The 19,114-nt window shown below is 71.0% G+C and carries 18 protein-coding genes; 11 read left to right on the top strand and 7 right to left on the bottom strand.

All coding sequences use genetic code 11. From position 1 onward, the window contains the following. The first annotated feature begins 236 nt into the window (after positions 1–236). Entirely contained in the window at positions 237–1,490 is a 1,254-nt protein-coding gene (locus ADL15_RS16785; protein WP_232344164.1) for a glycosyltransferase family 39 protein, read from the top strand. Here the strand turns inward: ADL15_RS16785 and ADL15_RS16780 are convergent. The 5 genes from ADL15_RS16780 to ADL15_RS52970 all read right to left on the bottom strand — a co-directional run bounded on the left by ADL15_RS16780 (position 1,478) and on the right by ADL15_RS52970 (position 5,418). After that, entirely contained in the window at positions 1,478–2,080 is a 603-nt protein-coding gene (locus ADL15_RS16780) for a hypothetical protein (RefSeq protein WP_067691240.1), read from the bottom strand. The two genes, ADL15_RS16785 and ADL15_RS16780, sit on opposite strands and share 13 nt — an antisense overlap. A gap of 106 nt (positions 2,081–2,186) precedes the next feature. Continuing rightward, entirely contained in the window at positions 2,187–2,591 is a 405-nt protein-coding gene (locus tag ADL15_RS16775) for a hypothetical protein (protein WP_157441409.1), read from the bottom strand. A gap of 8 nt (positions 2,592–2,599) precedes the next feature. Continuing rightward, positions 2,600–3,094 carry a hypothetical protein gene (locus tag ADL15_RS16770; protein ID WP_232344163.1) on the bottom strand — a complete coding sequence of 165 codons (495 nt, stop codon included), beginning with the start codon at positions 3,092–3,094 and terminating at the stop codon, positions 2,600–2,602. Positions 3,095–3,117: 23 nt separating this feature from the next. Then, positions 3,118–4,893, bottom strand: coding sequence for a hypothetical protein (locus ADL15_RS16765; RefSeq protein ID WP_157441407.1), 1,776 nt, complete (start codon positions 4,891–4,893; stop codon positions 3,118–3,120). A 234-nt stretch (positions 4,894–5,127) separates the two neighbouring features. Then, the gene (locus ADL15_RS52970) at positions 5,128–5,418 is read right to left on the bottom strand and encodes a hypothetical protein (protein ID WP_157441406.1); all 291 of its coding nucleotides are present in this window, start codon (positions 5,416–5,418) and stop codon (positions 5,128–5,130) included. A 212-nt stretch (positions 5,419–5,630) separates the two neighbouring features. On the opposite strand from ADL15_RS52970, the gene ADL15_RS16760 reads away from it, so the two are divergent. Next, positions 5,631–6,506 (top strand): alpha/beta fold hydrolase, encoded by an 876-nt coding sequence (locus ADL15_RS16760; RefSeq protein ID WP_067691229.1) that lies wholly within the window; start codon positions 5,631–5,633, stop codon positions 6,504–6,506. Between the two features lie 4 nt (positions 6,507–6,510). Here ADL15_RS16760 and ADL15_RS52965 read toward each other — a convergent pair whose 3' ends face one another. Further along, the gene (locus ADL15_RS52965; RefSeq protein ID WP_157441405.1) at positions 6,511–6,681 is read right to left on the bottom strand and encodes a hypothetical protein; all 171 of its coding nucleotides are present in this window, start codon (positions 6,679–6,681) and stop codon (positions 6,511–6,513) included. 960 nt (positions 6,682–7,641) lie between these two features. Here ADL15_RS52965 and ADL15_RS16755 point away from each other — a divergent pair. The 9 genes from ADL15_RS16755 to ADL15_RS16715 all read left to right on the top strand — a co-directional run bounded on the left by ADL15_RS16755 (position 7,642) and on the right by ADL15_RS16715 (position 17,713). Then, on the top strand, positions 7,642–8,160 hold the full coding sequence (locus ADL15_RS16755; protein WP_067691227.1) for a hypothetical protein: 519 nt from the start codon (positions 7,642–7,644) through the stop codon (positions 8,158–8,160). An 86-nt stretch (positions 8,161–8,246) separates the two neighbouring features. Then, positions 8,247–9,155, top strand: a complete 909-nt coding sequence (locus ADL15_RS56445) for a calcium-binding protein (RefSeq protein ID WP_067691221.1) — start codon at positions 8,247–8,249, stop codon at positions 9,153–9,155. Between the two features lie 60 nt (positions 9,156–9,215). Then, entirely contained in the window at positions 9,216–11,711 is a 2,496-nt protein-coding gene (locus tag ADL15_RS16745; RefSeq protein ID WP_067691218.1) for a BTAD domain-containing putative transcriptional regulator, read from the top strand. Between the two features lie 77 nt (positions 11,712–11,788). Then, positions 11,789–13,009, top strand: a complete 1,221-nt coding sequence (locus ADL15_RS16740; RefSeq protein ID WP_067691212.1) for a hypothetical protein — start codon at positions 11,789–11,791, stop codon at positions 13,007–13,009. 165 nt (positions 13,010–13,174) lie between these two features. After that, entirely contained in the window at positions 13,175–14,443 is a 1,269-nt protein-coding gene (locus ADL15_RS16735; protein ID WP_067691209.1) for an amino acid ABC transporter substrate-binding protein, read from the top strand. Between the two features lie 7 nt (positions 14,444–14,450). Beyond that, positions 14,451–15,326: a branched-chain amino acid ABC transporter permease gene (locus ADL15_RS16730; protein WP_067691204.1), complete on the top strand. Its 876-nt coding sequence runs from the start codon at positions 14,451–14,453 to the stop codon at positions 15,324–15,326. Beyond that, entirely contained in the window at positions 15,323–16,285 is a 963-nt protein-coding gene (locus ADL15_RS16725) for a branched-chain amino acid ABC transporter permease (RefSeq protein ID WP_067691201.1), read from the top strand. The genes ADL15_RS16730 and ADL15_RS16725 overlap by 4 nt, the downstream gene beginning before the upstream one ends. Continuing rightward, the gene (locus ADL15_RS16720; RefSeq protein ID WP_067691197.1) at positions 16,282–17,016 is read left to right on the top strand and encodes an ABC transporter ATP-binding protein; all 735 of its coding nucleotides are present in this window, start codon (positions 16,282–16,284) and stop codon (positions 17,014–17,016) included. The genes ADL15_RS16725 and ADL15_RS16720 overlap by 4 nt, the downstream gene beginning before the upstream one ends. After that, on the top strand, positions 17,009–17,713 hold the full coding sequence (locus ADL15_RS16715; RefSeq protein WP_067691194.1) for an ABC transporter ATP-binding protein: 705 nt from the start codon (positions 17,009–17,011) through the stop codon (positions 17,711–17,713). The genes ADL15_RS16720 and ADL15_RS16715 overlap by 8 nt, the downstream gene beginning before the upstream one ends. Positions 17,714–17,728: 15 nt before the next feature. Here ADL15_RS16715 and ADL15_RS16710 read toward each other — a convergent pair whose 3' ends face one another. Then, positions 17,729–18,727, bottom strand: a complete 999-nt coding sequence (locus ADL15_RS16710) for a lipoprotein (RefSeq protein ID WP_157441404.1) — start codon at positions 18,725–18,727, stop codon at positions 17,729–17,731. Positions 18,728–19,114: the final 387 nt, after the last annotated feature.

Raw genomic sequence — 19,114 nt, 5'->3', positions numbered from 1 at the left:
CTATCGACTGTCTTGTAGCCTCACTGCTGAGAGCTCCCTCAGCAGTCGACGCGGATCTCCTTCTGGCGGTGCGGGCTCCCGGGCACCTAGGATCACGGCCGTTGAGCGTGCCGTGGGGAAGCCACCCCGTGCGGCTCGGGCTCTCCGTGGCTGGGCGCATCCCCGGCCTTGACCAGCGCGGAATCAGAGAGGGCCCTGCCATTTCCCACGTCGCCTCGAACCCCGCGGACGGCGCGGTGGACGACACCCCAGCGCCGGAGACCACGGAACGCCCGGACGCCGGTGGGCGGCTGGCCCGGTTGCGCGCCTCGGCCCGCCTCGCGTCGCCCGCGATCGTGCTGTACCTGTTCCTGCGCTCGCTCAGCCTCGACGTCATGTACGTGCTGGCCGCCCACGCGCACGAGCAGGACCCGGACCGGAGCGTCTTCCCGGACGGCTCGATCGGCAACCAGTGGCGTGGCTTCACCTCGATGATGGACGCGCTGCTGTCCTGGGACGGCCGGTGGTACATCAAGATCGCCGGGCAGGGGCTGGGCGGGCCGGTCGGTGCGGTCGACGCCGAGGGTGTCCCGTACGCGCTGCGCCTGGCGTTCTTCCCGCTCTACCCGTGGCTGGCCCGGCCGCTGACGTTCGTGCCGTTCATCTCGCCGGTCGTCGCGTGCCTGATCGTCTCGTTCGTCTCGGCGGTCGCCGCCGCGTGGGGTCTGTACGCGATCGGCCGGCACCTGCACGGTCACCGGACCGGCATCATGCTCGCCGCCGCGTGGGCGGTGGTGCCGACCGCGATGACGCAGAACGGCGCGTTCACCGAGTCGCTGTTCACGGCGCTGGCCGCCTGGGCGCTGTACGCCGTGCTCAAGGAACGCTGGCTGATCGCCGGAGTCATCGCCGGGGTGAGTGGACTGAGCCGGCCGACCGCGGTCGCACTGATCGGCACCGTCGGGCTGGCCGCCCTGGTCGCGGCGATCTCCCGCAAGGGTGGCTGGCGGCCGTACGCGGCAATGGTCCTGGCCCCGGCGGGCCTGGTGGCGTACTTCGTGTTCGCGTCGGCCCGCCTCGGCGGCTTCAGCGAGTACGTCGAGATCCACAACAACACGTTCGGGGCGCGCTGGGACTACGGCGAGAACACCTGGAACATGGTCCGGGACATCCTGCTCGGGGTCGACGGCGACAACGCCGACAAACCGATCCGGGTGCTGTCGCTGCTGATCCTGGCCGGGTTCGTGCTGCTGCTCGGGCTGCTGGTGTTCCGCGCGCCGTGGCAGCTGACCGTCTACGCGCTGGCGATGCTGATCATGGCGATCGGGTCGCGGACGCACATGTCGATGATGGGGCGGCACCTGCTGCCGGCGTTCCCGGTGCTGCTGGTGCCGGCCGTGCTGATGGCCCGGTTGTCGAACCGGGATCTGGGCATCGTGCTGGGGCTGCTGGCGCTGTTGTCGGGCTGGTACGGAGGCTGGCTGCCGTTCATTTCCGGTCAGGCGATCTGATCGGGGCGGGCCGCCTCCGCGAACGGCAGGGCCAGCAGGGCGGGCGCGGCCACCGCGAGGCTCGACCCGTCGGTGAAGCGCAGGGCGAGCCGGCCTTCCGGGCCGCTGACGCCGACCGCGTGCAGGGCCGCCCGGTGGCAGCGCCAGACCGGCTCCAGCAGCGGCAAGGCGACGGGTTCGCCCTGGTCGAACAGGCGGCGGCCGATCCGCCCGAGGTGATCGAGAAACCCGGCCGGGCGGGCATCCGCGGCCGGCTCGCGCTCCGGCGGCAAAGCGTCGGAGACGGTCAGCAGCAGCAACCGGGCATCCGTCAGCGCGAGAACCGCAACCGCCGGGTGTTGCGGCAACCGCCGATCCAGGTCGGCGGCAGTGCTGCCCTCCGGCCCGTCCAGCCCGCTCTGCGGATTCGCGGACAGCACCGAACCGCCCATACCCGGCAACCCCTGCGGCGCGATCTTGACGATCATCGGCAGCCCGGCGTCGCGGGCCACCCACAGCGCCGCCCGCAGCGTCTCCCCGGCGTCCAGATGCGGCTCGACCCGCGCCCGCAGCTCGGCCTGCCGCCGGGCCACCAGGTCGGCCTGTTTCATCGCGGTGACTCCAGGAGATCTCGGGGCGAGGCTGCGGAAGGCATCGCCGCGCCAGCGGTGAGCGTACCGGGGTCAGGGGAGGGCCGACCGGCCGTCACGGCTCGGGCTATACGCGCTGACCGGCAATCCAGAGGCTCAGGCCGGCGAAGCCGAAGATGACGATCAGGCCGGCGACGAACAGCGCTTTCGCCCACGTCAATCCATCCATGGTCCAGCCGCTGAGCACTACCGGGCGTCGCAGCGAGAAGAAGAATCGTCCCTTCGTGTGCGGGTCCTTCTCGTTGACTTCCCCGAGCGTGAGCACCGTCATCAACGTGAAGACGAGCAGGAAACCACCGCCCGCGCTGAACGCCAGCAGGACCACGTTCTGCCCGCCCACAGGGGTGCCGGACAACACCAGGGGCGTCAGCGAGGCCACGAACAACGGGCTGACGAGCCGCCACTGCCAATGGATCGGCGGGTGGTCGCTCGGGTCACGAAAAATTCCCTGGTAGACCGTCCAGTATCCCAAGGCCGAAGCTAGATATGGAAGAATCCCGAGCAACACGGGCATTTCATCGGATCCCAATCGCCGTCACTTTCCAACTCGACGCGCCTGAGCGCCAGATTGTTGTTGCCCTTCCGCTTCAACTCCAGGCGGGTGTGGATACGACCCTGTCCCGCGGAGAGCCAACCGACCGGACCGTCCTCCCCCTCCTCCATGCGCCCGATGTCCCGGCCGCACCGGACGTGGAACTCGTACGGCTGGGCGAAGCGAAAATCGTACTTTCCCTGGTTGTTCGCGATCGCGATGTCGGCAGCCGACAACGTATAGATGACCGACTTAACGGAAAAGTTCTGATAGAAGAGGTAATGATCGAGTCGACCGAGACTGTTCGCGTTCTTCCTGGAACTTCGCTTACCGTTCTTGGCGTGCGGGCAGTAGAAATGCCCGATCGTGATGTTGGGCGCCGCGGACTGGTGACCTGCCCACTCGCCGCCCCTCTTGGACTCGCGCAGCACGGCGCTGGTCATTGATTCCGGACGGAACAAGCCCATCATGGCCTCCACTCGTCACGGGCCGCGTCGGCGAGCACCGCATCGAACCACGAGTCGAACAGGAAACGCTGCGCCGTCGCCTGGTAGAGCTCCCGGATGTGCAGGAAATCCAGCCCGGTCCCGCAGATACCGAGAACCGGATCCAGACCGGGCTGGGAAGGAAACAGGTCCGCGTAGAGATCGAAGGGCTCGGCGTTCATCCGGAGCCACAACGGTTTCCCGAGCCCGTCCCGGGCGAACCCGTCCTCAGCCTCCCGGATCCCGGCCTGGAACTCCTCCGGCGTCACCGGCAGTTCCGCGTCGAACTTGATCACGTCGCACTCCATACCCAGCAACAGGACGACATGCTTGATGCCGTGCCTGGCGAAGATGGCCGCGAAGGCGGCGAGCACGTTCTCCAGACTGGCCGAGCTGGGCCAGCGCACGATCGCGAAGTCCCGGTGCCGCTCCACCTCGAGGTACGGGACGCCGTCGGGTCCTTCGCCCCTGCGCTGGTAGGTCAGAGTCCACCAGTCCCCGGCGTGATCGGCACTGCGCTCGATCACGGATTGCCAGAACGAGGCCAGGTCGCTGAGGGGGCGGTCCTGCTGTCCGAGCACGCGCGACAAGCTGAGGATCACGTCGAACAGCCGCAGCGGGGACTCCACCGCCTGCCGGTCGCCGTACTGCGCCGACCAGATCGCCATCGCCCGCCGGCTGTTGTCGTACATCCGCTGTGTCTCGGCGATGACCGGGTCACCGACGAACCGCGACAACAGGCCGAGCTGCTGGATGAGTTCCGGCGTGACCCGGCCCTCGGCGGCGATGTCCTCCCAGCGGTCGTTGCCCATCGAGATCGGCCCGCGGTACCCCGCCGAGCTGCGCAGTTCCTTCTCGATTTTGGCCGCGTCGTACATGAGCCGCACCGTATTGTCCGCGACCTGGCCGGCCGCCGCGCCGTCCGAGGGCAGGACCAGGTGACTGTAGATGGCCGCGACCGGCGTCCGGGACACCGCCGAGGCATACCCCGTCCGGTCCATGTGCGGATCTCTGGCCCAGTTCCTTTCGTCGAGCAGCGGACGGGTATCGGTCAGCATGAAGCAGTATCCCGGATAAGCCCCTCTCTCGCTCATGCTCCGCAGGCCGGCCACGTCGGCGATGTTCATGGCATCAGCCGCGTTCGGATAAACGGATTTCCGGGACGGCCGGATGGAGCTCAGAACATCGAGTGCGTTCACATACGTGTTCTGATCCAGCAGCGTCTCGCCCGCGCTGGCCCCGAGGTCCCAGATGTATTCGATATTCTTGCGCTGCAGCACGTCGGCCAAGCGTTTTATGGCGCGGGCATGATGCCGATCCTTGCGTATCAGCGTGTCCAGCAGCTCGTGGAAGTCGTAGAACGACGACAACACCCCGAGCCGGTTCACGAAATGCTCATATGATTCGATGCCGGCGACGCGTGGCAAATGTATCTTCGTGCTCCGCTGCACCCGGTGCAGGACCTCGATGAACGTTCCGTGCCCGACGATCAGCGTGATGTCCTGCTGCTCGAGCAGGTACCAGAACTCGACCAGCGACTCGGGCGTCCGACCCTGGTCATAAATGAATCGGTGCAACAGCTGATAATCGATGAGGTAACACGGGTGGACACCATCGGTGGCCAGGCGTTTGGCGTCCTGGTGCGCAGCTTCCAGCAACGAACGGTGCAAACGCATGGTGTGCAGCAGTAATCTGACTTGATCGGACGGAAGCGAGTCCACCCTGGGACGCTCCTCGATCGGCAGCAGCGCCTTCATACTCGCGATGCTCGCAGGCACCATCGAGGCCTGACAAGAGGAGCTTCAATATCCACTCAGGCCAGTCGCCAAGGAGACAGTGAAACAAATGTTCACCGCCGCGACTCCCCCGACATCGCACGCTGCGGCAACCTCGCCCGGAACCGATACCCCCGGCATGGTCATATCAAATAAAGATCCACCGAAAGATCTGCACAGACCGTCACTCAGGGGCAAGTCTGCCCATATCAGGAATCATCCCCACGTCTGATATTCTTCTTTGGATTTGGCCTGCGATATTCTCCGGCGGCAGACCTCGATGAACACCATCCCACAGGCCGACGCAACCATCAAAATTGCACCGACGCCCTCACCGCGCAGAAGGACAGTTGCCCCGATGGCAATGCAGCACAGGAACAGAATCTGCGCGAGAGTCGCATACAGATCTGCAGCGACACGATGCTCGTTGGCATTCTCGGCGTAGTGTCGGCGGAATTCAGGCTTCACCCGCCCGCGGCGGTTAATTGCGGCCCGCTGACTCTCCATACCTCATTCTGCCTTGATCACGAAGACCACGCCAGGGACTATCGATGAGTGATTGCCCCCTGGCGCCATGGCATGGTGCATACTGGCAATCTGCCAGATAGCAGATGGCGAGCAGGACGATTGTGAATTCCGCTCTCGGCCATGGTGACGCCGACCGTTCGGCCGTGATAATCGCGGGCCGGGCCGTCACTGCTCGCGATACCGTGCGCCTCATGCTCACGACGACCGAGCGGTTCGTGCCCTCCGGCCCGCTGACGCTGTGGACCGAGCGCGCCGGTGATCCCACCCGCCCCGCCGTCCTGCTGATCGCGGGCGCCGCCGCGCAAGGCATCTCCTGGCCCGACCCGCTCGTCGCCCGGCTCGTCGGCCACGGGGTCCAGGCGATCCGCTTCGATCACCGGGACACCGGACGCTCCAGCACCGTCGATTTCGACCTTCATCCGTACGCGATGGCCGACCTCGCCACCGACTGCCTCGCCGTGCTCGACGGTCTCGGGCTGGACTCCGCCCACCTGGCCGGCGCGTCGATGGGCGGGATGCTCGCGCAGTGGCTGGCCGTGCACGCGCCGGCCCGGGTCCGTTCCCTGACCCTGATCAGCACCTCGCCGATGGGCCACGACCCCCGCCCGGCGTTGGCCCGGGTGAGCGCCGGCCAGTCACCCGACCCGGACGATCTGCCCCCGGCGGCGCCCGCGTTCCTCGCCCACCTGACCCGCCGCCTGCCGCCGGGCGTGGAGTCGGACGTGGCCCTGTTCCGCGTGTTCAACGGCCCGGTACGCCCGTTCGACGAGCCGGCCGCCCGCGCGATGCTCGAGCTGGCGCGATCCCGGGCCATGGACCCGGCCGCGGCCGCCCAGCACCACCGGGCCGCCCCGGTGTTCGCGCCGGACCGGCTCGCCCCGCTCTCCTCGATCACCGCACCGACCACGGTCGTGCACGGCGACCAGGATCCGGTCTTCCCGCTCGGTCACGGGCAGGCGCTGGCGGCCGCCATCCCGGGCGCCCGGCTGCACGTCGTGCCCGGTATGGGGCACACCTACTACTCCCCCGGCCTGCCCGAGGAGATCGCCGACCTGATCCGGCGGTGAGCCGCTAACGGCCGGTGTCGGGGCAGTTGTCGGGATCGCCCGGGCTGGCGACGACGGACTGTTTGCAGACCGGTTCCGAGCTGCCGGACGACGGGCACCCGGCCAGCGACAGCACCGCGGCGGTCGCCAGACCGGCGGCGATCAGGACTCGCCGAATTGCACTCCGTGTGGGCATGGTGACAGCAGTCTATGTCGCCGCCGCCCCGGGCCACAGTGCACCTCTTAGCGGCGGCTGGTGCTGGCGGCTTTCTCGAGAGCGCGGAGGCAGCCGTGACCACCAGCCGGAAACCTGCGCGAGGGCCCTCGGCGTGAGTGCCGTAGCCGGCCACCGAGGGGTGGCGTGTTCGTCCGGCGATGGACAGGGCGGCGGGGGTACTCGCTCTGCATCGGAGGGGCGGTGGGAGCACGTGCTCTGGGCTGATGGGGCGGTAGCGGCACGCGATCCGGGCCGGAGGGGCGGTGGGAGCACGCGCTCCGGACTGGCGGGGCGGTAGCGGCACGCGGTCGGTCGGGTTTGCGGGCGGTAGCGGTACGCGATCCGGTTGTGCGTGCGCTTGCCGCCCACCGGCGGGCGGTTCGCGCACGCGATGAGCCTTTGCGCACCCCCACCGCCCCTGCCGAGCGCTCGAAGGCGGAAGCCGGGGCGCGGCGCGAGCCGGAAAGGCGAAGCCGGGGCGAGGCGCGAGCCGGAAAGGCGAAGCCGGGGCGAGGCGCGAGCCGGAAAGGCGAAGCCGGGGCGAGGCGCGAGCCGGACGAGGCGCGAGCCGGACGAGGCGCGAGCCGGACGAGGCGCGAGCCGGACGAGGCGCGAGCCGGACGAGGCGCGAGCCGGACGAGGCGAAAGCTGGGGCGAGGCGAAAGCCGGCCGCGGCACGCATCCGGGTCACCGCTGGCTTTCAGGGGTGCCTCCCGGGGTTCGACACACCCCTGGGAGCCAGCCGCCGCGGGGCGGGAGGCGCGCTGCGGTCCGGAGCCGGGGCGGTGTCGCGTGAGACCACCACGGGACTCGGCTCGTAGCCTGCGGACGGGCGCTCCGTATACGTACCGCACAATGTCGGTCGTCAGCCGGGGACCACCGCGCGCCGAACGTCGGTCAGTTTGTGTTGTCCGGACGCGGAGTGGCCGTCTCCCATGCGTGACCGTTGTAACCGGCCGGCACCGCCGTCCCGCCTCCCCCGCGCTGCAGGGCGCCGTCGTCGTGGCGTGCTGGCTGGTGGTGCTGGCCGCCGCTCCGCGTGCCCGGACCGCCGGGGCGGTGCACGACGTCGCGCTGTTCGTGCACCTCGGTGCGATGGTCGCCGGTTTCGGCGCGGTGCTGCTCGTCGACTGGTTCGGGCTGCTCTGGCTGGCCGGGCGGCGGACGTTCGCCGACGTGCTGCGCACCGCGCAGGGCGCGCACGTCCCGATCTGGGCGGGGTTCGCCGGGCTGCTGGTCTCCGGGCTCTTCCTCGGCCTGCCCGCCGATCTGAAGTCCGTGGCCGTGCTGGTCGTCGGCCTGAACGGCGTGTACGCGGGCCGCCTGCTGCACGAGTTGAGCCGCCACCCCGAGCCACCGCGTGCCCTGCTGGCCCGGTCCGCGGCCGTCACGGTGCTCTCCCAGCTGGCGTGGTGGACAGCGCTCGTGCTCGGCTACCTCACCAGCCGCCCGGGGTAGGGCGTTTCAACCGCGGGTCAGCGCCCCTTCAGCGCCGGCTGCGAGCGTTCCGGGAACGTTTCCGAGAGCGTCCCTGGGGGGAACACATGTTCAGTCACGATCGACATCTGCGGGTACCGGGCCGGCTGTTCGCGGCGGTCGCCGGCCTCGCGATGGCCGGCGCCGGCCCACTCGCGCTGGCCCAGCCCGCGACCGCGGCACCGCCGGCGACCGCGGCACAACCCGCGACCGCGGCGGTGCCGGGCTGCTACGGCGACTGCCAGCCCGGTGTGGTGCGGTCCGCCGGAGTCCTCAAGTACGACACGCTGCCCGGCATCAAGGACCAGGTGACCGTCAGCGTCAGCGGCGGGTTCCTGACCGTCGACAATCCGATGTCCACTCTCACCGCCGGTGCCGGCTGCACGCTGGTGACCGCGCACCAGGCCCGCTGCCAAGCGGCCGGGACCGTCTTCAGCATCTCGGTGCGCGGCCTGGACGGCGACGACACGATCACCAACGCCACGGCCATCGCGTCGCTGCTGCGCGGCGGCGACGGCAACGACCGGCTGACCGGCGGCTCGGGCGCTGACACGCTCAACGGCGGGTTCGGCGGCGACACACTGCAGGGCGGCGCCGGGTCCGACACCGCCACCTACGACGAGGTGGGCAACCGGCTCGGGATCCGGGCCGACCTGGACGGCGCGACCGGCGACGACGGCAGCTCCGAGGACGGCGCGGCCGGTGCCCGGGACACCATCGCCGCGGACGTGGAGAACCTGACCGGCACCCACGCCGACGACGTGCTGATCGGCAACGCCGGCGCGAACGTCATCGACGGCTCCGGTGCCCACGACCAGGTCCAGGGTCTCGGCGGCGACGACCAGCTCACCGCGGACGGCGGCGGCACCCTCGACGGTGGCGCCGGCGCCGACCAGTGCACCTCCGACACCCGGCTGGTGCCGGGCACGCCGGACACGTTCGTGGGTTGCGAGCGCACCGCCGTGCTGACGCCGTGACCGGATAGTGCCGTACAAGATCCGACTGTTCGGTCGCACGGTCCCACCTACAGTGGGGCCGTGCGGGTGCGGGTTCTCGGACCGGTGGACATCGTGGTGGGCGGGCAGACCCGCCCGGTCAGTGGCTCGCGCCGCAAGGCGGTGCTGGCGATGCTCGCGCTGCACCGCGGCGAGATCGTCAGCACCGACCGGCTCGCCGACGCGCTGTGGGGCGACACCCCGCCGGCCACGCCGCTCAACACGCTGCAGAGCCACATCTCCCATCTGCGCCGGCTGCTCGGCGGCCGGCACACGATCGTGCCCCAGTCACCGGGATACCTGCTGGACCCGGCCCGGGTGGGCACCGACGTGGCCGACGTCGAGCGTCTGATCGGCGAGGCCGGGCAGGCGCCGGGCGAGACGCGGGCGGGGCTGCTGCACGAGGCCCTGTCGCTCTGGCGTGGACGGCCGCTGGCCGACGTGGCCCCCGGTCCCTGGCTGCAGGGGCAGGCCACCCGGCTGGACCACCTGCGCCGCCAGGCGCTGCGGATGCTGGCCGAGACGCAGCTGGCGCAGGACCGCAGCGCCGCGGCGGTGCCGCCGCTGGAGGAGCTGGTGGCCGCGCACCCGCTCGACGAGGAGGCCTGCGCCCTGCTGATCCTGGCGCTCTACCGCAGCGGCCGGCAGGCCGACGCGCTGGCCGCGTACCGCCGGATCCGCCAGGCGCTGCTGGACGAGCTGGCCGTCGACCCCTCGCCGGCGCTGCGCGAGCTCGAAACGGCGATCCTGCGTCAGGATCCGTCCCTGGACCTGCCGGTGGAGACGGCGGAACCGGCCGGTCCGCTGCTGGAACGCGAGGCGCCGCTGGCGACGCTGACCGCGCTGGCCGCCGAGGCCCGGCACGGCGAGGGCCGGGTCGCGCTGATCGCGGGCGAGGCCGGCGTGGGCAAAGCCGCCCTGGTCGAACGGCTGCGCCACGAGCTGCCCGACGCGCGCTGGCTGTGGAGCGCCTGCGACGGGCTGTTCACGCCACGCCCGCTCGGCCCGCTGCACGACCTGGCCGGCCAGCTCGGCGGCGAGCTGCTCGACGCCGGCGCCGACCGTGACCACCTGTTCCGCTCCCTGTTGAAACAGCTCACCGCCTCACCCGGGCTGGACGTCGTGGTGGTGGAGGACGTGCACTGGGCCGACGAGGCCACCCTGGACCTGCTCCGCTACCTGGCCCGGCGACTGCGCGACGCCGCGGTGCTGCTGGTCGTCACGTACCGCGACGACGGGATCGGGAGCGGCGACCGGCTCCGGGTCGCGCTCGGTGATCTCGCCTCGCACCGGACGACCCGGCGGGTCACGCTGGATCCGCTGTCGCCGGCCGCCGTGCGGACCATGGCCGCGGGCAGTGGCGTCGACCCGGCCGAACTGCACCGGCTGACCGGCGGCAACCCGTTCTACGTGACCGAGGTGCTGCGCGCGGGCAGCACCTCGCTCCCGGCCTGCGTGCTCGACGCGGTGCTGGCCCGGGCCGGCCGCCTCGAACCGGCCGCCCGCGAGGTGCTGGACGTCGCGGCGCTGATCGGGACACGGGTGGACCCGCGCCTGCTCGCGGCGGTCGCCGGAGCCTCGTCCCGGCTCACCGACGACCTGCTGGTCTCCGGGCTGCTGCGCACCGACGGGGGCTGGCTCCGGTTCCGGCACGAGATCGCCCGGCAGGCGGTGGCCGCCTCGGTGCCGCCGCATCACGCGGCGGCCGTGCACGGGCGCATCCTCGCCGCCCTGCGCGACGGCGGGTGTGACGACGACGCGCGGCTGGCGTTCCACGCCGAGGCGGCCGGCGACGCGGCGGCGGTGCTCGCGTACGCCCCGGCGGCCGCCCGGCACGCCCACGCCCTGGGCAGTCATCGGGAAGCCGCGGCCCAGCTGGAACGCGCGTCGCGGTTCGCCGGGCTCACCGCGGACGCCATCGGGCTGCGCGGCGAGCAGGCCACCGTCATGGTGCGCCGGGGCCGGTGGATCGACACGGTCATCGCCACCCGCGCGCTGCTCGCCGGCGCCGGCCCGTCCCCGGCCCACCGGCTCTACGGCCTGATCCGCATGGGTGTGATCGCGGCCCGGCGGGGTGAGCCGGACCGCTGGCGGATGCTCGGCGAGTCGGCCACGCTGGCGTCCGCGACGAACGAGCCGCAGCACCTCGTTCTCGCCCTGCTGGCCCGGGCCGAGGCGTACTGGCTCGAGGGCAGGTGGGCGGAGGCCGCCCGCGCCGCCGAGTCGGCCGACGACGCCGTCACCGGTGGCGACCCCTGGCTGCTCGGCGAGGTCGCGGCGTGGCTGCGACGCACCGGGTCGGCGCGCCCGCCGCGGGGGCCGCTCACCGAACCGTACAGCCTGCTGGCGGGCGGTGACCCGGCCAAGGCGGCCCGGCTGCTGGCCGACCTGGGGTGCGAGTACGACGCCGCGCTGGCGCTGCTCGACGTCGGCGACGAGGCGTCGCTGCGCGAGGCGCTGGGCGTGTTCACCGCCCTCGGCGCCACCCCGGCGGCGGATCTGGCCCGGCAGCGCCTGCTCGCCGCAGTGCCGGGTTGAACGGTTCCAGGCCGGCTTCAGCGCCGCGCCAGAGCCTGCGGCCAGGCTGATGGAGCTCCAGCACTGAAGGGAGATCCATGCAGATGCATACCGTCAATTCGCTGGCCCGCCGGGCGGCGGTGCTACTGCCCGCCGCCGGCGTCGCCGTGCTCCTCGCCGGTACCGCCTCGGCCGCACCCGCCTGGGTGATCACGCCGACGGTGGACCCGTCCCCGCTGAAGGCGGCGTTCTCCAACGTGCTCAACGCCGTGGACGCGCGGACCGGTACCGACGCCTGGGCGGTCGGCAACTTCCTCGGCCCGAACGACGACGACGGCCAGGTCATGCTCGCCGAACACTGGAACGGCACGGCCTGGTCCCGGACGCCCACACCGAACGTGGTGCGATTCGACGAGAAGCTGAACGCCGTCTCGGCGGCCGGCGCGAACGACGTCTGGGCGGTCGGCTCGACCAACCGGACCGGTTTCGCCCACACCGACCCGCTGGCGGCGCACTGGGACGGCAACGGCTGGACCGTCGTGCCGACCCCGGCGACGACCGGTGGCGCGAAATCGATCCTGTTCGGGGTCGAGAACCTGGGCGGCGGTGACGCCTGGGCGGTCGGCCGCAGTGAGGCCAATCGCGCGCTGATCGAGCACTGGACCGGATCGGCCTGGACGATCGTCCCGGCGCCGGACCCGGTGGCGCCGGCCGGCACCACGTTCACCGGCAGCACCCTGTCCGCGGTCTCGGCCCGGTCCGCGACCGACATCTGGGCGGTCGGCTTCTTCCAGTCCGCCAAAGGCACGGCGAGCAACAGCTACACGTTCACCCTGCACTTCAACGGTACGGCGTGGACGGTCGTACCGAGCCCGAACCCGGCCACGCCGAGCCCGCTCAACGGGGTCCGGCAGACCCTCAACGGCGTCACGGCGATCTCGGCGTCCGACGTCTGGGCGGTCGGCAACACCGTCGACACCGTCAGTGGCTCGTTCCAGCCCGACAAGCCGATCGCGATGCACTTCAACGGCAACGCGTGGTCGCTCGCCACCCTGCCGGACACCGGGAACGGTTCGCTGGCCGCCGTCACGGCGAGCGGGGCGGGCAGTGTCTGGGCCGCCGGACCGGCCGGCAGCGCGGCGGTCCTGCACTTCAACGGCACGGCGTGGACGGCCGAGACCACCCCGGTGGGCACTGACGGGCCACCGGTGCTGCGCGGCGTCAGCGCGGTGCCCGGCTCGGCGACCGAGGTCTGGGCGGACGGCTTCACCCTGCCCGACGGCGGCGGCTACCACACGTTCGCGGTGCACCATCCCTGACCGGCACCACCGGCACGGCGCCGGACACCGCCCGGTGTCCGGCGCTCCGGGGTCGGACCGGCACCTTGACATCGATAGTCATGGATTGAAAGGCTAGTCTGGCCGACGGGGTCACCGCGACGTCGCCGCGTCCTCGGACGCCGTCGCGTCCGGAAAGGATCTGCCGTGACCCGATCCCCGCGACCCTCGACCGTCCTGTTCGGCGTGGCCCTGCTGGTCCTGGCCGGCTGCGTACCGGACCGCGACGACAAGAACGACTCCGGCACCACCACGATCCCCGACACCATCGTGATCGGCTCGACGCTGCCGCTGACCGGCACCGAGTCGAAGACCGGCGGCCGGTTCAAGCAGGGCTACGAGCTCGCCGTCGAGCTGGAGAACGCCGACGGCGGCATCGACCTGGGCGGCAAGAAGGTCCCGGTCCGGCTGAACCTGCTGGACGACACGACCGACCAGGCCAAGGCGGTCAACCTCGCGCAACGCCTGATCACGCAGGACAAAGTCAACTTCTTCTTGGGTACGTACTCGACGGCCGTCGTCGAGGCGCAGAGCACCGTCGCCGAGCAGAACAAGATCCCGTACGTGAACGGCGGTGGCGCCGCGACCTCGATCTACGCCAAGGGCTTCACCTGGGTGTTCGGCACCCTGGCACCGGTGGCGAACCTGGCGAGCACCGAGATGTCCTGGATCGATCAGCAGCAGGCGGCCGGCAAGCTGCCCAAACCGGCCCGGGTCGCGATCGTCTGGGAGAACACCTCGCACGGCAAGGACTTCCGCAAGGGCGTGCAGGACTTCACCGCCGCGCACAGCGGCGGCTACCAGGTCGTCACGGACGAGTCGTTCGCGCTGGACGGCAAGGACTTCTCGGCGATCCTCAGCCGGGTCCGCGCCGCCCACGCCGACCTGCTGATGGTCGACGCGCACCTGCCCGACTTCATCACCATGCAACGGCAGTACCTCAGCTCGGACATGTGCTCCAAGGTGCTCACCTACGGCGCCCGGGGCACCGAGTCGGACGCCCGCAGCGCGCTCGGCGCCGACGGGGTGAACTACATCCTGTCCGCGGTGTGGTGGAACAAGCAGCTGGGCAACGCCGGGCTCAACAAGGAGTTCGTCGACACGTTCACCGCCAAGTACGGCACCGACCCGGAGTGGTACCAGGCGCTGGGCTACGAGGCGGCCCGGTCGCTGTTCACCGCGATCGCCCAGGCCGGCACGGTCGACAAGGAGCAGGTCCGCGCGAAGCTCTCCGCGCTGAGCATGGACTCGATCCTGCCCGGCGGCACGCTCAGCTATCCCGCGGACAAGGGCGGTCAGGCCGACTACCCGTTCGTGGTGCAGCAGAACCTGCCGGACGGCTCGTCGCCGATCATCTACCCGGCGGACGTGGCGACCGGCACCGGCGTCGCGCCGAACCCGGCCTGCAAGGGCTGATCCGCGCATGGGAGAGGTGGCCGTCCTCGCCGTCTCGGCGGTGCTGCTCGCCGGGTTCTACGCGGCCATGGCGTACGGTCTCGGACTGATCTACGGGGTGCTGCGCATCGTCAACCTGGCGCACGGCGGCATCATCATGGCCTCGGCGTACGTGACGTGGCAGCTGTTCGACCGCTTCGCCGTCGACCCGTTCGCCGCCATTCCGGTCGTACTGATGCTGTTCTTCGTCCTCGGGATGGGCATCTACCGGGGCCTGGTCCGGTTCCTGCCGCGCGGACCGGCCGGCGCGGTGCAGTCGCTGCTGCTGCTGTTCGGCGTCTGGCTGGTCATCCGCAACGTGGTGTACCTGCTGTTCACCGGCAACGAGCAGGTCATCCACACCGCTTACGCGACCTCGTCGGTGCGGATCCTGGGCGGGAGCTTCTCGGCCACCCGGTTCGCCGTGTTCGGCGTGGCGGTGATCGCCCTGATCGCGCTGCACCTGCTGCTCACCCGCACCTACCTGGGCAAGGCGATCCGCGCGGTGGCGCAGAACCCGGACAGCTGCACCCTGGCCGGCATCAACGTGGAACGGGTCTACCTGCTCACTTTCGGACTCGGCACCGCGCTCGCCGGGCTGGCCGGCGTCCTCGCGTCGACGCTGTTCGCGATCAACCCGTCGTTCGGCGCGGGTGAGCTGCTGAAGAGCTTCGTGATCATCGTGCTGGGTGGGCTGGGCAGCATCCTGGGCATTGCGCTGGGCGCGCTGGTGCTCGCGTTCGCCGAGGTGTTCGCGGTCTACGCGGTGCCGCCGTACCTGACCACCGCGGTCGGCTTCGTGCTGCTGGTCGTGGTGCTGGTGCTGCGGCCGGGCGGGCTGTTCGGCCAGCGGGTGCTCCGGTGAGCCGCTGGCGGTCCCTGGTGGTCTTCGCGGCTGTCATGGTGCTGCTGTGGATCGCGCCGCTGGTGCTGCCGCTCGGCGACTACACCCACGACGTGGTCGGGCTGACCTTCATGTTCATGGCGGCGGCGCTGGCCTGGAACTGGCTCGGCGGCTATGTCGGCCAGATCAGTTTCGGGCACGCGGCCATGTTCGGAGTCGGCGGTTTCGTGGCCGCGCGGCTGATGCTGTCGTCCGGGCTGCCGTTCGTCGGCGCCTGGCTGGCCGGCGGGCTGGTCGCCGGGGTCTTCGGGCTGCTCTGGGGCCATCCGACGCTGCGGCTGCGCGGGCCGTACTTCTCCATCGCGACCATCGGCGTCGGCGAGGCCACCCGGCTGGTCGCCACGTACTGGTCCGATTTCACCGGCGGGTCGTCCGGACTGTCCCTGCCGCTGGCCGGCAACCCCACCAAATACCAGCTTTACTGGTACGGCCTGTACCTGCTCGGCGCCGCGGTGCTGATCTCGTACGGGCTGCGGCGGTCACGGCTCGGGCTGGGGCTGGCCGCGATCAAGGAGGACGTCGACGCGGCCGGCGACGTCGGCGTGAACCCGACGGTGTACCAGGACCTCGTGTTGTTCCTGTCCGGCACGATGGTCGGGATCTGCGGCGGCTTCTACGCCTCGTACCAGGCGTTCATCGACCCGCAGGACATGTTCAGCTTCGACCGGTCGATCGGGCTGATCCTGATGGCCGTGATCGGCGGCATCGGCACCGTGCTGGGCCCGATCTGGGGCGCCGTCGTCTTCGTGATCATCCAGGAGTTCCTGCTGGCCACGTACTCCGAGCTCTACCTGGGCCTGTACGGCGCCCTGCTGATCCTGATCATCCTGTTCGAACCGCTCGGGCTGACCGGCCTGGTCCAGCGGATCCACCGGCTGCTGCTGCGCCGGCCGGCGCCCGCGGCGCGGGGTGTGCCGTGACTGCGCTGCTGGTCGGCGAGTCCGTCAGCCGGCACTTCGGCGGGCTGCGCGCCGTCGACGAGGTCGACTTCCACCTCGACGAGGGCGAGATCCTCGGCCTGATCGGCCCGAACGGCGCCGGCAAGACCACCCTGTTCTCGGTCGCGGCCGGGTCGATCCGGCCCACCGGCGGCCGGGTGCTGCTCGACGGAAAACCGGTCAGCGGCAAACGCGCCCACCGCTCGGTGCACCTCGGCGTCTGCCGCACCCACCAGATCGTCCGGCCGTTCGCCCGGCTCACCGTGCTGGAGAACGTCCTGGTCGGGCACCACTACGGCCGGCCCGGCGGCACCCGGCGCGACCCGCGGGCGGCGGCCCTGGAGATCCTGGAATTCATCGGGCTGGCCGACCGCGCGGACCGGCTGCCCGGGGAGCTGACCCTGGCCGGCCGCAAGCGCCTCGAGGTCGCCCGGGCGCTGGCGACCGGGCCGCGCGTGCTGCTGCTCGACGAGGTCGTCGCCGGGCTCAACCCGGTCGAGGCCGGCCGGTTCGTCGCGCTGATCCGGCAGATCCGCGACCGCGGCACCGCGATCATCATGATCGAGCACGTGATGCACGCCCTGATGAGCCTCTCCGACCGGGTCGTCGTGCTCGACCACGGCCGCAAGATCGCCGAGGGGCTGCCCGCCGAGGTGGCGAACGATCCGCTGGTCATCGAGGCGTACCTCGGCACCGGGGACGCCGATGCTTGAGATCCGCGACATCGACGTCTTCTACGGCGACGCCCAGGCCCTCTACCAGGTCAGCTGCACCGTCGGCGCGGGTGAGCTGGTCACCCTGGTCGGCGCGAACGGCGCCGGCAAGACCACGATCCTGCGGGCCGTCGCCGGGATCCGCCCGGTCGCCCGCGGCGACCTGCTCTTCGAGGGCGAGTCGCTGCGCAAGGTCCCGGCGCACCGCCGGCCCGGCCTGGGCATCGCCCTGGTCCCGGAGGGCCGCGAGCTCTGGCCCCAGCTGACCGTCCGGGAGAACCTCGAACTGGGCGCCTACGACCGGGCCGCCCGGGCCCGCCGCGGCGAGTCGTTCGCCCACGTCCACGAGCTGTTCCCCACGCTGAAGCACCGGGCCGGTCAGCTCGCCGGCAGCATGTCCGGCGGCGAGCAGCAGATGGTCGCGATCGGCCGGGCCCTGATGAGCCGCCCCCGGCTGCTGATGATGGACGAACCGAGCCTGGGCCTGGCCCCGCTCGTGGTCGGCCAGATGTTCGCCGCGATCCGCCGCCTGCACGCGGACGGGCTCACCATCCTGCTCGTCGAGCAGAACCTGGCCCGGGCGCTGCGGGTGGCGGATCGCGGCTACGTCATCGAGACCGGCCGGGTGTCACTGAGCGGCACCAGCGACCAGTTGCTGTCCGATCCGGCCGTCCGCGCCGCCTACCTCGGCATGTGACGGGTCCTCAGCGGATCAGGCGTTGACCTTCACCGAGCTCTTGGCCTGGGCGTATCCGGCCAGCACGGCCGGGTCGTCGCGCTCCAGGCCGCCGAGCTCCACGACCACCGCGCCCTTCGGGGTCGGCACCGCGAACGCCTGCCGGTCGCTCCACTCCTCCAGGAGCTTGGAGTACGTCTGGTACTTCAACTCCACCCCGGGCTTCCCGTCGAACTCGACCGGCGCGTAGGTGACCTTGCGGGTCGTCTCGCCGGTCTGGAACGCCTTCAGCGCCGCGCGGGGGTCCTGAACGGACTTCGGCCCGGCCCACACCCGCAGGAACCCGATCGGCCCGGCCGGCCGGGAGTCGACCTCGCAGGCCATCTTGAGCGAGCCCTTGCGGCCCAGCTCGGCCAGCGGGCTGTCGTCCTCCAGGTCGATGGCCTTCATCGTCCACTTCGCCGGGATGGCGAAGCTCACCGGAAGCACGCAGGGGCTGCCCTTGGCGCCGACGACACCGGCCGCGGCGGGAGCGCCGGACGCACCGGGTGCGGCGGAGGCCGCCGGCGTGCTGCTCGGGCAGAACGTCTCGAGCTTGTCCAGGGACGCCTCGAGCCCGTCCGTCCCGACCGTCTCCGGCTCACCGGCCGTCGCGATCTTGTTGGCCTCGGTGGCGATCTCGGTCAGCACCGCGGCGAGCTTCGGGTCGGTCGCCTTGCCGCTCTCGACGGTCAGGGTGTCCCGCAGCGAGCTGAACGTGGTCGCGTAGATCTTGTTCAGGTCGACGTCCGCGGCGTCGCTGCCGCTCTTCATCACGTCGGCCAGCTGCTTGAACAGGTCGACCACGACGGTCCGGGCCGCTTCGCCACCGGACTTGCAGATCTCCGCGGTGTTGTCGGCCGCGGCACTGGCCGCAGCGCCGCTGGGCGTACCGGCGGCACCGGCGGCGTCCTCCGACGTTTCGCAGGCACCGGCAAAGAGAAGGGTGGCGCCGAGCGCAAACACCCGAAGAGTGCGTTGAGGAGACTTGATCATGATCGACGACCGTACGTGATCCCCCACATTCGCGCAGCCCGATATCGACGTGCCGATCCCCACCCTCGCGCACGACCGTTCTGCGGATCTCCGCCAAAGATCACATTCAAGATCGTGATGTCGTGCGTCCGCCGGGGTACAGACCGCCGCTCCCGCCGGGACCCCTGCGGGCTTCGCTGGCCGCTGGCGCGTCCATACCGCGAAGCCCGCCGGGACCCCTGCGGGCTTCGCTGGCCGCTGGCGCGTCCATACCGCGAAGCCCTCCGGGGCGACGCCCGTGGGTGGTCACGGAAAACCCCCGGCGGCGCCCCTCCCGATCCGGAACTCTTCATCCGGCAGGCCGCCGTCTCGGCCCCACCCGCCGGGCCGCGACCCTAGGCCCGGGCC

Origin of the sequence: Actinoplanes awajinensis subsp. mycoplanecinus, from assembly GCF_001509495.1 — a bacterium.
GTDB lineage: Bacteria > Actinomycetota > Actinomycetes > Mycobacteriales > Micromonosporaceae > Actinoplanes > Actinoplanes palleronii.
This window is presented reverse-complemented; position numbering and strand designations above follow the sequence as displayed.

What these genes read in the sequence shown, in the direction of transcription:
- ADL15_RS16710 (WP_157441404.1), bottom strand. Translation starts at nt 18,727, where the DNA reads ATGATCAAGTCTCCTCAACGCACTCTTCGGGTGTTTGCGCTCGGCGCC.
- ADL15_RS52965 (WP_157441405.1), bottom strand. Translation starts at nt 6,681, where the DNA reads ATGCCCACACGGAGTGCAATTCGGCGAGTCCTGATCGCCGCCGGTCTG.
- ADL15_RS16770 (WP_232344163.1), bottom strand. Translation starts at nt 3,094, where the DNA reads ATGACCAGCGCCGTGCTGCGCGAGTCCAAGAGGGGCGGCGAGTGGGCA.
- ADL15_RS16730 (WP_067691204.1), top strand. Translation starts at nt 14,451, where the DNA reads ATGGGAGAGGTGGCCGTCCTCGCCGTCTCGGCGGTGCTGCTCGCCGGG.
- ADL15_RS56445 (WP_067691221.1), top strand. Translation starts at nt 8,247, where the DNA reads ATGTTCAGTCACGATCGACATCTGCGGGTACCGGGCCGGCTGTTCGCG.
- ADL15_RS16715 (WP_067691194.1), top strand. Translation starts at nt 17,009, where the DNA reads ATGCTTGAGATCCGCGACATCGACGTCTTCTACGGCGACGCCCAGGCC.
- ADL15_RS52970 (WP_157441406.1), bottom strand. Translation starts at nt 5,418, where the DNA reads ATGGAGAGTCAGCGGGCCGCAATTAACCGCCGCGGGCGGGTGAAGCCT.
- ADL15_RS16740 (WP_067691212.1), top strand. Translation starts at nt 11,789, where the DNA reads ATGCAGATGCATACCGTCAATTCGCTGGCCCGCCGGGCGGCGGTGCTA.
- ADL15_RS16760 (WP_067691229.1), top strand. Translation starts at nt 5,631, where the DNA reads ATGCTCACGACGACCGAGCGGTTCGTGCCCTCCGGCCCGCTGACGCTG.
- ADL15_RS16780 (WP_067691240.1), bottom strand. Translation starts at nt 2,080, where the DNA reads ATGAAACAGGCCGACCTGGTGGCCCGGCGGCAGGCCGAGCTGCGGGCG.
- ADL15_RS16765 (WP_157441407.1), bottom strand. Translation starts at nt 4,893, where the DNA reads ATGAAGGCGCTGCTGCCGATCGAGGAGCGTCCCAGGGTGGACTCGCTT.